Here is a 13732-nt window from a genome sequence, read left to right on the forward strand (position 1 = left end):
GTCTCTTAACCTCTTTGTGAAAAAATTACTTTTTACGGGCTTTGTGCCCGTCACGCCAACAAGTTGTGCGTCTACAGGTTAATTTTATTCACGGTGTTAAATTTCGGCTGTAGTAGTGAAGCTTGCTTACGCGAGAAGCAACGCTTCTGTTTATTTAATTTCTTTGCTAACAAAACCACTAAAAGATCTATTTCACATAGAGAAGTGAAAGAGGAGTAAATGAGAAACACAAGCGATGGTTTGCTAGCGGGGCTTATTTAAGTTAGCTAGGCTTAGCCTTATTACTACCTCTAAAAGCGCAGCGTCTCTTAACCTCTTTGTGAATAAATCGCTTATTGTGGGCGTGAAGAAACTTTAATAATTATTCAAATCATATAAACAAAAAAGCCCCACTATTTATTAAATAGCGGGGCTTTTTAATGAATGTTAGTTATTAATCAACACTCATTGTTTTAGTCATTGCAGAGCTTGCACGACCAGCAGGTTTGATCGAACCTGCACGTAAACCACTGTCTGGAACTAGTTCACGTTTATCGTGAGCCATTGCTACAGACGTATGTTTCACTTCGCTATCAGCTACAGGAGTAGGTTGTGCCATTGGCGCACTTGCTGACCCTTGAGTAACCGCTGTTTTAACATGCGGTGCTGATTTTTCAGTTTTCAATTTTGCTTCAACTTTAGCAGGCTCTTCAGTTGCTACTGGTGTTTCAACTTTAGCAGGCTCTTCAGTTACTACTGGCGTTTCAGCTTTAGCAGACTCTTCAGTGGCTACTGGCGTTTCAACTTTAGCAGGCTCTTCAGTTGCTGCTGGTGTTTCAGCTTTAGCAGGCTCTTTAGTGGCTACTGGTGTTTCAGCTTTAGCAGGCTCTTCAGTGGCTACTGGTGTTTCAACTTTATCAGGCTCTTCAGTGGCTACTGGGGTTTCAACTTTAGCTGGCTCTTCAGTGGCTACTGGCGTTTCAGCTTTAGCAGGCTCTTCAGTTGCTACTGGTGTTTCAACTTTAGCAGGCTCTTCAGTTGCTACTGGTGTTTCAACTTTAACTGGCTCTTCAGTTGCTACTGGCGTTTCAGCTTTAGCCGGTTCTTTAGCTTTTACTGGCTCTTCTACAGCTTCAACTTTTGCTAAGTCTTCAACCGCAACGGCTTGTTCAACTTGTTGCGACGCATCTACCGGTGTTTCTTCTGATTTCGCTTTAAGTTCTGCTTCGTATTCTGCAGCAGCTTGATCAGCAACTGGAATAAATGCAGGGGCTTCATCAGATTTAACTTCTGCTTCACCTTCAGGGCGACGACGACGTTGACCAGATGCACGAAGATGACGAGGAGAACGACGTGAACGTGTACGTGTTTGCTCTTGTTCGTCTTCAGTAGTTGCTGTTTCATCGTTAGAATCAACAACATCAACTTTCTCTTCTTTAATGTGAGCTGTTTTTTCTGCCGGAGTTTGCTTTTGCTTTTCTACAGCAGGAGCTTGCTCTTGAACTTGTGGAGTTTCAGTCACAGCCGTTTGCTCAGGAGCTTGCTCTGTTGAGTTAGCTTGCTCAGCTTTTTCATCTTGCAGACGTACTTTTTTACGTATGTTACGACGTTGACGGCGAACTTTAGGCTTCTGCTCTTTAGGCTCTGCAGCTTGTGCTGGCTTAGAATCAGTTTCTACTTCCGCCTTTGCAGGGGCTTCAGTTTTAACTTGATCTTTTTCTTGGTTTTTATGCTCTGGGCGCTTACGAGAGTTAGGATTACGACGGCGCTTGTTGCGGTTCTCGCTTCTCTCTTGAGTCTCGGTGCTTGCTGCTGAGTCAGTTTTAGCTTCCTCTTCAGCGGCTGGACGCTCATTGCGCGGCTTGTTAGTGCGTGGGTTATTATTACGACGACGTTGATTGTTATTACGACGACGATTATCGTTACCACGACGCGCATTATTGCGCGTTTCTTGCTGCTCTTTTTCTACAGCTTCTTTTTTCTCTTCTTCAGATTCACTTGCAAATAACGACTTAAACCAATTACCAATAGCAGCTAGTAAGCCACCTTCAGTTTTAGTTTGTGCTACCGCAGCAGGCTCTACGGCTTTAGCTGGCGCTGCTTGTGGAGCAGGAGTAGAAGGCATTACCACGCCTTTTAGCATCGGCTCTTCACGGACTGGCGTACTTGGAGATTTTGACATCTCGAATACTTCAGGCTCCGGTGCAACAACTTGTCCGTAACTTACAGTTTCAAGTGTTTCGTCTTTACGTAAGCGCATAACTTCATAATGTGGTGTTTCCATATGTTGATTTGGAATAATCACTACGTCACATTTATGATGTTTTTCAATGCGGTGAACACTACGACGTTGCTCATTTAATAAATAAGCGGCAACAGCAACAGGCACTTGTGCATTTACTTGTGCTGTATTGTCTTTAATTGCTTCTTCTTCAATTAAGCGAAGAATTGAAAGTGCTATTGATTCGTTTGAACGAATAGTACCTTGGCCACTACAACGTGGACATGGGCCTTGGCTTGCTTCACCTAATGAAGGACGCAAACGCTGGCGCGACATTTCAAGTAAACCAAAGCGTGAGATTTTACCAATTTGAACGCGAGCACGGTCTGGGCGCGCTGCATCTTTTAAACGATTCTCTACTTCACGTTGATGGCGTGGAGGAGTCATATCGATAAAGTCGATTACAATTAAACCACCTAGGTCACGAAGACGTAATTGACGTGCAATTTCATCGGCCGCTTCTAAATTTGTATTAAGTGCTGTCTCTTCAATATCGCCGCCTTTAGTTGCCTTAGACGAGTTGATATCAATAGATGTCAGTGCTTCAGTAGGGTCAATTACAATTGAACCACCAGAAGGAAGACGTACTTCACGCTGGAATGCAGACTCAATTTGGCTTTCAATTTGGTAATGTGTAAATAAAGGCGTGTCACCTTGATAAAGCTTAACACGGCTCATAAAGTCAGGACGAAAACGCTCAATGTGCGCTTTAGCTTCTTCAAAAACACGTGGTTTATCAATTAAAATTTCGCCAATGTCACGACGTAAATAATCGCGTATTGCGCGGAAAATCACGTTGCTTTCTTGGTGAATCAAAAACGGTGCTTTAGCACTATCGGCTGCTTGTTTAATTGCATCCCAATGTACTAATAGTGCTTTTAAATCGTAGTTAAGTTCTTCAAATGACTTGCCAACACCCGCTGTACGAACAATTAAGCCCATACCTTTAGGTAGTTCTAAACGACCTAATGCTTCTTTAAGTTCAGTTCGCTCATCACCTTCAATACGACGAGAAATACCGCCAGCACGAGGGTTATTAGGCATAAGAACTAAATAGCTACCAGCAACACTGATAAAAGTAGTTAACGCTGCGCCTTTTTGGCCGCGTTCTTCTTTATCAACTTGTACTATTACTTCTTGACCTTCTTTTATTACGTCGCGAATGTTAGGGCGACCATGAAAAGTGTAACCTGCAGGGAAGTAAGTACGTGCAATTTCTTTTAAAGGAAGGAAACCATGGCGGTCAGCACCGTAATCAACAAATGCTGCTTCAAGAGATGGTTCAATGCGAGTGATTTTGCCTTTATAAATATTGGCTTTTTTCTGTTCGTGACCTGGGCTTTCGATATCTAAATCATAAAGGCGCTGGCCATCAACCAGTGCTACGCGCATTTCTTCTTGCTGCGTTGCATTGATTAGCATACGTTTCATATTGTTACTCTACTTATTTATGTCGCTGACATGACGATGTTTTTCTCGCCTGTTCAGTTGTCCCTATTTTTAGAATGTGCAGCCTCACGACTGGGTCTTTAACGGAACGGCTCTGTATCTCGTATGCAGTATTTTAAATGCTGGCAAACAATAGCGATTATTACCGCTATTAAATTCTTAATGGTGCTAAAACTGTCGGCTTTTCAGCTACGTTTACAAGTTTTACCCAGAAGTCGGCCTGTCATATTAATCTTACTAAATATCATTCATATTAGGCGCGTAGGGCTCATTAAGTTGGTGAGCAATACATACTGATGTATCGCTAATATCCGTTTTAAGAGCAAAAATCGCTGCCGATGTTAATGAACGCTTATTTATTAGATTTTTTTAATTCTAAATAAGCTGCTGTACGGTACTACAATAATTGAGCTAGTGCTGAACGACGTTTTTTACGTCGTCACTATCAGACAAATTATCTGTTCATTGCTTTCTCTAGCACATTAAAAATCGCTTCATGTTCAAACTTAACCAGCAATATATTACGCGCATTGCCGTTAATTGATCGCACGTGTTAACTGAGGAGGCATAAAAGCTTTGGAAAACTTAACTCGGATCTGTATGATCGGCTACCCAGAATGTGCATCACGAATGTTTTAATGTGTTAAAAAGCACCGTTGTTATTTGCAAATACTAAATATTTGCGCTGCTGATTATCCCACTATTATTACAGTGTTAGCAACTAAATTATTTTACTTAAATTAGTGATTAGGCAATGTCAGAAAAAAACGACTTACAAGTAACTTATGTCACTATCAATGAAGACCATTTAGGTCAGCGTATTGATAACTTTCTTATTACCCATTTAAAAGGGGTGCCTAAAAGCGCTATTTATAAACTTTTGCGCAAAGGTGAGGTACGCGTTAATAAAAAGCGTATTAAGCCTGTATATAAACTACAGCTTGACGATGTACTGCGTATTGCACCTATCAGAGTTGCTGAGCGTGAAGAGTTTGTACCATCAAAGTTAGACAAAGTAACTCGCCTAGAAAACGATATTTTATTTGAAGATAAATACCTTATCGTCATAAATAAACCTTCAGGTATGGCTGTTCATGGTGGCAGTGGTTTAAGTTATGGTTTAATTGAAGCGCTGCGCGCGCTTCGCCCAGAAGAGCGCAATCTTGAGCTAGTTCACAGGCTTGACCGTGATACATCGGGCTGTTTACTTATTGCAAAGCGCCGTTCGGTGTTAACAGCATTGCATGAACAGCTTCGTGAAAAAACCATGGAAAAAAATTACTGGGCACTTGTAGAAGGGCAGTGGGACTCTAAAACTAAAAACGTTACCGAAGGGCTGCGTAAAAATACACTTAAATCGGGTGAACGCGTAGTACGTGTAGATAACACTGAGGGCAAGCCTTCGCATACGCGTTTTAAAGTACTTGAACGTTTTAACGATTGCTCACTCGTACAAGCATCACCTGTTACAGGGCGTACGCACCAAATTCGTGTTCATACGCAATGTAAAGGTCATCCTATCGCGTGCGATGATAAATACGGCGATCAAGGGTTTGATGAATCTATGCGTAAAGTTGGGTTAAACCGTTTATTCTTACATGCACACGATTTAAGTTTTTATCATCCTAAAAACGAAACAACGATGCGTATTGAAGCGCCCCTTGATAAAACGCTTAAAAATACATTACTAAAATTACGAGACGCAAAACAGTGATTGCAGAGACGCCAATTAAAAAATATAAGCTCGTCATTTTTGATTGGGATGGCACCGTTATGGATTCAGTCACTAAAATAGTTAACTGTATTCGTAGTAGTGCTGAGTCACTTAATTTAGTGGCGCCAAGTGATTTAGCAATTAAAAATATTATTGGTATGTCGCTTGAAAAAGCAATTGATGTTTTATTTCCCAATAATGCCGCGCAGCATCAAGCGCTAATTAAAGGGTATAAACACCAATATAGTGTTGATACCACGCCAACTCCTGTATTTGATAATGTTGTCAGCGTTTTAGGTGCCTTAAAAGAGCAGGGCATTGTTTTAGCGGTTGCAACAGGTAAAGGTCGAGATGGATTAGAGCGTTTGCTTGATCAAAGCCAACTTAGACATTTTTTTAGTGCAACACGTACAAGCGACGACGCACTGTCTAAGCCCTCTCCAAATATGCTGTATCAATTACTTGAAGAACTTGGCATAAGCGCTCAAGACGCTGTAATGATTGGTGACACTCAAATAGACATGACAATGGCAAAAGCTGCAGGCGTGGATAGAATTGGCGTAACAATGGGTGTACATAACGCACAGCAGCTAAATAAGCTTAGCCCTGTTGCAACGGTAGATAATTATCTTCAATTGCAACAGGTTTTGCTTGGCTAATTTATTTAACTAGAGCTTGTTTTGAGCGGTAAGCACATCAATACCAAACTCAGCCAGTAATTGGCTGAGTTTAATTAATGGTAATCCAATTAAGCTATTAGGATCGTCTCCGCTTAGTTTTTCAAATAAACAGATACCCAACCCTTCACTTTTAAAGCTGCCAGCACAGTTATAAGGCTGCTCTGCGTCGCAATAAGCACTAATTTGTGCATCACTTAGGGTTTTAAACGTCACATTAAAAGGTTCTACGCAGGTTTTTTTTGTTCCAGTTACAATATCGTAAACACAAAGCCCAGTTAAAAATGTTACAGTATTACCGCTAAATAAATTTAGTTGTTTTAGAGCATTTTGTTTATTGTGCGGTTTACCTAAAATTTGATTGTTAAACACAGCGACTTGGTCTGATCCAATTGCTAACCCTTTTTTAAAGTGTTTATTAGCTGCTGAGGCTTTTAACTCACTTAAACGCTTAACCAGTTCAGTAGGTGCTTCGCATTCAAGTGCTGATTCGTCAACGTCGGGTGAAAACGTATCAAAGGGTAAATTAAATTTTTGTAATAAAGACTGCCTAAAAGGTGAGCTTGACGCTAAAATGAGTGGAAGCTTCATGGACTGTTTTCCTACGATAATTCAGATTGAGTTAGGATAAATCAGATCCGAGAGTAAAACACGTTAAAAACCAAGTAAAAATGGTTTTTTACTTTGACTAACAAACTAACTATCTATATGATGCAGCCCCTATGCAAAAGGTGAAAATTCCCATCACTCTTCATCCAGGCAAAGCAGCGCAGCACCGTTTAAAGTATGACGGAATTGTACCGCTTGAAAAACTTACTCGTTTAGAGAAAGTTGTGCAGGAAGAAGTAGGTGAAATAGCGGTAAAAATACATTGCAAAAACGATGATCAAGGTTTCGCTGTGATTAGAGGCAATTTGTCCACACATGTTACTGTCATTTGTCAACGTTGTAATGGTGATTTAGGGTTGGATTTGGTTCAAGACTTTGCATATTCACCAGTAGGTGAAGATACAGAGTTAGATATTTTTCCTGAAGACTACGACGAAGTAGCACTTGATGAAAATGGTGAAGTTAACGTTTTTGATTTAATTGAAGACGAACTAATTTTAGCAATTCCATTAGTGGCTACCCACAACGAAGCTTCATGCAGTTATTCAGCAAAGCCTGCCAGCTTTGGTGTATTAAAGGCGGAAGATGATAAACCTAATCCATTTGATATTTTGAAACAACTTAAGAAAGATTCTTAGGAGAAGACTATGGCTGTACAAAAAAGCAAAAAGTCTCGTGCAAGACGCGGCATGCGCCGTTCACACGATGCGATCAGTGGTCCAACTTTAACTGTAGATCAAACATCTGGTGAGACTCATCGTCGTCACCATGTGACTGCAGATGGTTACTACAAAGGCGTTCAAGTAATTTCTAAATAAGAGATTACTTATATGCTGAAAGATCTAACCATAGCGTTAGATATGATGGGGGGCGATTACGGCCCCCGTTCATCTATTCCTGCTGCCGTTCATGCGGTAAACGCTCATGCCAATTTAAGTCTCATTTTATGTGGCAATGAAGACGTTATATCTAAAGAACTCGAATCCCTCGATTCTTTATCTCATCCAAGACTCATAATTCGTCATTGTAGTGAAATAGTTACTAACGCCTGCGAACCTGCAATTGCTGTACGTTCAAAAAAAGATTCATCTATGCGTGTTGCCCTTGATTTAGTTAAGTCGGGCGAAGCTCAAGCGTGTGTTAGCTCAGGTAATACCGGCGCTTTATTTTTTATGGCTCACTACGTATTAAAAATGCTGCCTGGTGTTAAACGTGCTGCACTTATTTCATCTGTTCCTACAGAAAGCCAAAACCCAGTATATTTACTCGACTTAGGTGCTAATGTGCATTGCGATGCGCAAATGCTCTATCAGTTTGGCATTATGGGCTCTGTAGTTGCTGGTCAAGCACTTGGCTGCGATAACCCTCGCGTTAGCTTATTAAATATTGGCGCTGAGGACATTAAAGGCCACGATGATATTAAACAGGCTGCACAATTAATGCAGCAAAGCTCACATATTAATTACATTGGTTATAGCGAAGGAAGTGATATTTTTTCTGGCAAGGCTGATGTTATTGTATGCGAAGGGTTTGTGGGTAACGTGGCGCTTAAAACATGCGAAGGCATTGCCAAGCTTATTATGAATAAGTTTACAGCTGCGCTCGAAAAGCACCTTTTATATAAATGTATGGCGTTTATATTGCGTCCAATAATAAAAAAACTCTATAAAAGGGTGAACCCCGACCAGTATAACGGTGCTTCTCTGGTAGGATTGCGCGGTATTGTCGTTAAAAGTCATGGAAATGCGTCAGCTAAAGCATTTCAAGCAGCAATTGATGAAGCGGTAAAAGAGGTTGAACGTCAACTTCCTGATAAAATAGCCGCTATTTTCGAAAAAACACATTCTAAAGACACGGCGGTTAATCAATAATTGATGTGCCGTGTATTTCATTATTTATTTGTTTAATTAAAAAGAGCAAAGTATGGCACAAAAAATTGCACTTCTATTCCCAGGTCAAGGCTCGCAAAGCGTTGGTATGTTACAAGAGCTACTAGAGAGTTCTGACATTGTTAAAGCAACATTTGCAGAAGCATCAGATGCACTGGGTTACGACTTAGCAGAGCTAGTTCTTAATGGCCCAGAAGAAAAATTAAATCAAACTCATCGTACACAACCTGCATTATTAACTGCAAGTGTTGCTATTTACCGTGATTGGCTTGCAGCAAACCCAGATGCAGACGTTGTTATGGCCGGTCACAGCTTAGGTGAATATTCAGCACTAGTATGTAGCGACGTAGTAAGCTTGAGTGAAGCTGTTAAGCTTGTTGAAAACCGTGGTTTATACATGCAAGAAGCTGTACCTGCAGGCGTAGGTTCAATGGCTGCGATTATTGGCTTAGGCGATGAAGAAATAAAAGCGGCGTGTGCTGCCTCAGCGCAAGGAGAGGTTGTATCACCAGTTAACTACAATTCTCCTGGTCAAGTTGTTATTGCAGGGCATAAAGCGGCAGTAGATAGAGCATCACAAGCATGTAAAGATGCAGGAGCTAAACGCGCATTACCACTTTCGGTTAGCGTACCTTCACATTGTGAACTAATGAAGCCAGCAGCTGATAAGCTAGCGGTAGACTTAGCCGCTTTAACATTTAATACACCTAAGTGTGATGTCATTAATAATGTTGATGTAAAAGCTGAATCGACCGCTGATGCAATTAAAGATGCACTAGTACGTCAACTATATAGCCCAGTTCGCTGGACAGAAACAGTACAAGCCTTGGTTGCACAAGATGTAACACAAAGCTACGAATTTGGTCCTGGTAAAGTATTAACAGGACTTGCTAAACGAATTGATAAAGCAATGGTTTGTGGCTCAGTAAACGATGCCGCTTCAATCGCTGCAGCTAAATAAGAGTATATAAAATGTCTAATTTATTTTCTTTAGAGGGCAAAATTGTCCTAATTACTGGCGCTAGCCGTGGTATTGGTAAAGCAATTGCAACAACATTAGTTGCGCAAGGTGCAAAAGTTGCAGGCACTGCAACAAGCGGGTCAGGCGCTGCAAAAATCAGCGAGTACTTAGGTGACAATGGTAAAGGTTATGCATTAAACGTAACGGATCCTGCATCTATTGAAGCGACACTTGCCGCAATAAAAGCTGATTTTGGCGATATTGACGTACTTGTTAATAACGCAGGTATAACACGTGACAACCTATTAATGCGTATGAAAGAGACTGAGTGGGACGATATAATCGACACTAACTTAAGCTCGATTTTCCGTTTATCTAAAGCGGTACTTCGTCCAATGATGAAGAAAAAGAAAGGTCGTATTATCAATATTGGCTCAGTAGTGGGCACTATGGGTAATGCAGGGCAAGCAAATTATGCAGCGGCTAAAGCAGGCGTAATTGGTTTTTCTAAGTCACTTGCACGCGAAGTGGCATCACGTGGTATTACAGTAAACGTAGTAGCACCTGGTTTTATTCAAACTGATATGACTGATGATTTAACTGACGAGCAAAAAGCAGCAACACTTGCAAATGTTCCAGCAGGGCGTTTAGGTCAACCAGACGAAATTGCAGCTGCGGTATGTTATTTAGCATCTGACGCGGCTGCGTACGTATCAGGTGAAACTTTGCATGTAAATGGCGCGATGTACATGGTTTAATAACCATTGTACCCACATTGTTACCTAATAAAGTTAAGTAAGTTACCTCAAAAACATTGAATTATTTGTGAACTTGCTTTAAACATACTTGAAATCGCTGCGAAAATAAGCGATAAAAGACAAAACACACACTCAGAGGTTTGACCAGACAATTATTTATGGTCAAATCATTGAATCAGAGAATTATGCCGCGTAAACTACGCGGCAATCTGAAAATAACGCATCGGCGTTTTTAATAAAGGAAAGAAGAATGAGCGATATCCAAGAACGCGTAAAGAAAATTATCATTGAACAACTAGGTGTTAAAGAAGAAGAAGTTAAAAATGAATCTTCTTTCGTAGATGACCTAGGTGCAGATTCTCTTGATACTGTTGAACTAGTAATGGCTCTTGAAGAAGAGTTTGATACTGAGATCCCAGATGAAGAAGCTGAGAAGATCACTACAGTACAAACTGCTATCGATTACGTAACAGCACACGCTGAGTAATTAATCGCACGTTAAAGGCAGCATCCGCTGCCTTTAATTTTTTATATCCAAACCACCTCAAAGTTCGTGATTCAAAACTTAAGCCTCAATGCTCAATTTTAGCTAAAAATTAATTTTGATTGTGTTATGCGTTTTTAATCTATTTTGGGACTAGCACTTTGAGGTAGCTTGGGTATGATCATCCCCTTGTAAATATCCCTTATTGGAGGCAAACCGTGGCTAAACGTCGAGTCGTCGTAACTGGCTTAGGAATGTTGACGCCGCTAGGTAATGATGTTCAATCAACCTGGCAAGGCTTATTAGATGGCAAAAGTGGCATTCAAACAATAACCCACTTTGATACATCAAAATTTGGTACTAAATTCGCTGGTTTAATAAATGACTTTGATGCAACTGCATACATGTCAGCGAAAGATACTAAAAAAATGGACTTGTTTATTCAGTACGGCATTGCAGCGGGTGTTCAAGCCTTTAAAGATTCAGGCCTTGAAATTACTGAGCAAAACGCAACACGTATAGGTGTCGCTGTGGGCTCTGGTATTGGTGGCTTAACGCTTATCGAAGAAAACCACATTAAGTTATTAAATAGTGGTCCGCGCAAGTTATCGCCATTTTATGTGCCGTCTACCATTATTAATATGATCTCAGGTCACTTATCAATGATGCATGGACTTCGTGGTCCAAATATTTCAATTGTAACTGCCTGTACTACTGGTTTGCATAATATTGGCCATGCCGCGCGCATGATTGCCTACGGTGATGCAGATGCAATGGTTGCTGGCGGTGCAGAAAAAGCCTGTACCCCAATTGGTATGGGTGGCTTTAATGCTGCACGTGCACTTTCAACCCGCAATGACGACCCACAAGCGGCTTCTCGCCCTTGGGATAAAGACCGCGATGGCTTTGTGCTTTCTGACGGTGCTGGTGTTGTTGTAGTTGAAGAGTACGAACATGCTAAAGCACGTGGCGCTAAAATTTATGCTGAGCTTGTTGGCTTTGGTATGAGCGGCGATGCGTACCACATGACATCACCACCAGAAGATGGTGCAGGTGCTGCCCTTGCAATGCAAAACGCACTAAATGATGCGCAAGTAAACGCTGAGCAAATTGGTTACATTAACGCACACGGTACATCTACAAATGCAGGCGATAAAGCAGAAACTGCCGCTGTTAAGTCTATTTTTGGTAATGCAGCTAAAGATGTAATGGTAGGCTCGTCTAAATCGATGATGGGTCACTTGTTAGGTGCTGCAGGCTCGGTTGAATCGATTATTTCGATTTTATCACTGACAGATCAAAAAGTGTCGCCAACTATCAACCTTGATAACCCAGACGAAGGGTGTGACTTAGATTATATTGCTCACACTGCACGTGATGCAAAGTTAGACTTTGCACTGTGTAACTCGTTCGGTTTTGGTGGTACTAATGGCTCGTTGCTATTTAAAAAGGTATAATCTTTTTTAACAACGAATCAAATTATAAGAGCTCAGTTGTTTAACTGGGCTTTTTTTATATGCCAAATAAAATGCAAACAATAATAGCAGTAGATCAAAACAGCACTTTAAGCACGCGTGACAGAGGCTTAAATTACGGTGACGGCTTTTTTACAACGGCTAAAGTTGTTAATGGGCAAGTACAGTATTGGGCTCATCATAAAGCGCGTTTGATTGAATGCGCACAGCGTTTGGGTTTTCCTGAGCTAGATTTTAATAGCCTTGAAAATCAAATTGCTTTGCATATAAAAGCTGCACCACTCAACGTGCTTAAAATACTTGTAACGCGAGGCGAAGGCGGACGTGGTTATGGGCTGCCAAGTGAGTGTAATATTACTATTTTATTGAGCATATTAGATTACCCTAGTAATTACGAAGCGCTTGTTAAAAAGGGTGTAAATCTCGAAGTAAGCCCAATTAAATTAGCAGCACAGCCTTATTTAGCGGGTCTTAAAACACTAAACCGGCTAGAGCAAGTACTAGTTAAAAAAGCAATGCAAACGCAAAACTGCGACGATGTGTTAGTGCTTGATTACAATAACAATGTAATTGAAGCTTCTGCAGCTAATATTTTTGCGATTGAAAATAAGCGTGTGTTTACGCCATTGCTTGATGAGTGCGGAATTAAGGGCGTTTATCTACAATCGTTATGTGATAAATTGCCTGTTGAATTTAAACGCGTGAAAGTAGAAGACTTAACCCAAGCAGACGCCGTATTTGTGTGTAATAGCTTAATGGGAGCAGTACCTGTAAAACGTATTGAGCAACAGGTATTTAATACAGACGACAGCCACGCATTACTAACTAAATTATTAGCCAAGGAGGCTGAGTGTTAAAAGTTATTTTATCGGTACTTTTTTTAGCTGTTATAACCACTGCTGTTGGTTACCAGCAATTACAAGCAACAATAAATAGCCCGTTAAAGGTAGCACAAAGCACACAATTTGAAGTTAAGCATGGCACTGGCTTTAATAAGTTATGCCAACAATGGCAAGCTAATAACTGGGTAGAAAGTTGTTGGCGTTATCAGGTAATTGCCAAATTAGATCCCACACTTACCGACTTAAAAGCGGGGCTTTACGAGCTAACAGCCGATAGCGTTATTAACAACGTAAAAAAAATTAACCAAGGTCAGCAAATTAGTTTTAGTTTTACCATAATTGAAGGTCAAAACTTACGTGAAGTACTAAGTGCTATTAAAAAAGCTGATAATTTACAAAACGATTTAAAAACTGACGAACTAAGTACTCAAATACTGGGTAATGACACGCACTTAGAAGGGTGGTTATTCCCCGACACTTACCATTATCATAATAACGATACTGCAAGCAGTGTATTAAAACGTGCAGCACAAAAAATGCAGCAAACGTTAGATGATGCTTGGCAGCAGCGCGCCGCTAATCTACCCTATAAAACAGCATACGAAGCACTAATA

Annotated in this window: 13 protein-coding genes; 11 read left to right on the forward strand and 2 right to left on the reverse strand. The window is 40.7% G+C overall.

Annotated elements, in window-relative coordinates; genetic code table 11:
• Positions 1–433 precede the first annotated feature (433 nt).
• Positions 434–3691, reverse strand: coding sequence for a ribonuclease E (rne, locus tag L652_RS0113015; RefSeq protein ID WP_024596135.1), 3258 nt, complete (start codon positions 3689–3691; stop codon positions 434–436).
• Positions 3692–4463: 772 nt separating this feature from the next.
• Here rne and rluC point away from each other — a divergent pair.
• Positions 4464–5423, forward strand: a complete 960-nt coding sequence (gene rluC, locus L652_RS0113020) for a 23S rRNA pseudouridine(955/2504/2580) synthase RluC (RefSeq protein ID WP_024596136.1) — start codon at positions 4464–4466, stop codon at positions 5421–5423.
• On the forward strand, positions 5420–6082 hold the full coding sequence (locus tag L652_RS0113025; RefSeq protein ID WP_024596137.1) for an HAD-IA family hydrolase: 663 nt from the start codon (positions 5420–5422) through the stop codon (positions 6080–6082). Before rluC ends, L652_RS0113025 begins: the two co-directional genes overlap by 4 nt.
• Before the next feature lie 9 nt (positions 6083–6091).
• On the opposite strand, the gene L652_RS0113030 is transcribed toward L652_RS0113025, so the two are convergent.
• A complete protein-coding gene (locus tag L652_RS0113030) occupies positions 6092–6691 on the reverse strand; it encodes a Maf family protein (protein WP_024596138.1) in 600 nt (199 codons plus the stop codon).
• 131 nt (positions 6692–6822) lie between these two features.
• Here L652_RS0113030 and yceD point away from each other — a divergent pair, with 131 nt between their 5' ends.
• From yceD to mltG, 9 genes are all read left to right on the forward strand, one after another.
• Positions 6823–7347: a 23S rRNA accumulation protein YceD gene (gene yceD / locus L652_RS0113035; RefSeq protein ID WP_007375269.1), complete on the forward strand. Its 525-nt coding sequence runs from the start codon at positions 6823–6825 to the stop codon at positions 7345–7347.
• 9 nt (positions 7348–7356) lie between these two features.
• Positions 7357–7527, forward strand: a complete 171-nt coding sequence (gene rpmF / locus L652_RS0113040; RefSeq protein ID WP_002962381.1) for a 50S ribosomal protein L32 — start codon at positions 7357–7359, stop codon at positions 7525–7527.
• Positions 7528–7539: 12 nt separating this feature from the next.
• On the forward strand, positions 7540–8580 hold the full coding sequence (plsX, locus tag L652_RS0113045) for a phosphate acyltransferase PlsX (protein WP_024603493.1): 1041 nt from the start codon (positions 7540–7542) through the stop codon (positions 8578–8580).
• 52 nt (positions 8581–8632) lie between these two features.
• Positions 8633–9559: an ACP S-malonyltransferase gene (fabD, locus tag L652_RS0113050; RefSeq protein ID WP_002962379.1), complete on the forward strand. Its 927-nt coding sequence runs from the start codon at positions 8633–8635 to the stop codon at positions 9557–9559.
• 11 nt (positions 9560–9570) lie between these two features.
• Complete coding sequence (gene fabG, locus L652_RS0113055; RefSeq protein WP_024596854.1) at positions 9571–10317, forward strand: 3-oxoacyl-ACP reductase FabG; 747 nt, start codon at positions 9571–9573, stop codon at positions 10315–10317.
• A gap of 250 nt (positions 10318–10567) precedes the next feature.
• Positions 10568–10804 (forward strand): acyl carrier protein, encoded by a 237-nt coding sequence (acpP, locus tag L652_RS0113060; protein WP_002962377.1) that lies wholly within the window; start codon positions 10568–10570, stop codon positions 10802–10804.
• A 215-nt stretch (positions 10805–11019) separates the two neighbouring features.
• On the forward strand, positions 11020–12258 hold the full coding sequence (fabF, locus tag L652_RS0113065) for a beta-ketoacyl-ACP synthase II (RefSeq protein ID WP_002962376.1): 1239 nt from the start codon (positions 11020–11022) through the stop codon (positions 12256–12258).
• A gap of 59 nt (positions 12259–12317) precedes the next feature.
• Positions 12318–13133: an aminodeoxychorismate lyase gene (gene pabC, locus L652_RS0113070; protein ID WP_024596853.1), complete on the forward strand. Its 816-nt coding sequence runs from the start codon at positions 12318–12320 to the stop codon at positions 13131–13133.
• Positions 13127–13732, forward strand: a 606-nt coding sequence (gene mltG / locus L652_RS0113075) for an endolytic transglycosylase MltG (RefSeq protein WP_024603494.1), incomplete at its 3' end; no start/stop codon positions are given. The genes pabC and mltG, both read left to right, overlap by 7 nt.

It is taken from the genome of Pseudoalteromonas sp. TB25 (assembly GCF_000497995.1).
Classification (GTDB): Bacteria; Pseudomonadota; Gammaproteobacteria; order Enterobacterales; family Alteromonadaceae; genus Pseudoalteromonas; species Pseudoalteromonas distincta.